This window comes from Actinomadura sp. 9N407 (genome assembly GCF_044326315.1).
Classification (GTDB): Bacteria; Actinomycetota; Actinomycetes; order Streptosporangiales; family Streptosporangiaceae; genus Spirillospora.
This window is the reverse complement of the sequence record NZ_JBIRAW010000080.1, coordinates 1-878: the sequence shown is the minus strand read 5'-3', so window position 1 is coordinate 878 and position 878 is coordinate 1. Positions and strand designations below refer to the sequence as shown.

Below are 878 nucleotides of genomic sequence, written 5' to 3'. Positions count from 1 at the left end.
AACGCAGGCCACTCCCACATCGACGACGTCGGCGACCCCGAGGTCGGCGAGATGCTCGCCGCCGGGTTCACCTCCAGCGCCGACGAGAACCTCCTCGACAGCGCCCGCACGATGATCATCTGCGTGCCCACCCCGCTGTCGGACGAAGGCGGACCCGACCTCACCGCCGTCAAAGGCGCCGCCACCACCATCGCCCGCCACCTGCACACCGGCGACCTGGTCATCCTCGAATCCACCACCTACCCCGGCACCACCGACGAAGTCCTGCGCCCCCTCCTCGAACAAGGATCGGGCCTGGTCGCCGGAGTCGACTTCCACCTGGCGTTCTCACCTGAGCGCATCGACCCCGGCAACCCCCACTACGGCGTCGCCAACACCCCCAAAATCGTCGGCGGCCTCACCCCCGGCTGCGCCCAGGCCGCCGCCGCCCTCTACGGCAAATTCGTCGACCAGGTCGTCCAGGCCAAAGGCACCCGCGAAGCCGAAATGGCCAAACTCCTGGAGAACACCTACCGCCACGTCAACATCGCCCTGGTCAACGAGATGGCCGTGTTCTGCCACGAACTCGGCATCGACCTATGGGACGCCATCGACTGCGCCGCCACCAAACCCTTCGGCTTCCAAGCCTTCCGCCCCGGCCCCGGCGTCGGCGGCCACTGCATCCCCATCGACCCCAACTACCTGTCCTACAAAGTCCGCTCCCTCGGCTACCCCTTCCGCTTCGTCGAACTCGCCCAAGAGATCAACGACCGCATGCCCCGCTACATCGTCGAACGCGCCCAGCAACTCCTCAACACCCACGGCCAAGCCCTCAAAAACGCCCACATCCTCCTCCTCGGCGTCACCTACAAAGCCGACATCGCCGACCAACGCGAAAC

1 protein-coding gene is annotated in these 878 nt (G+C 66.5%); it reads left to right on the top strand.

Going from position 1 to position 878, the window contains the following annotated elements:
• Positions 1–878 (top strand): nucleotide sugar dehydrogenase (locus tag ACH34Q_RS46950; RefSeq protein ID WP_395989768.1); only part of this gene is annotated, 878 nt, incomplete at both ends.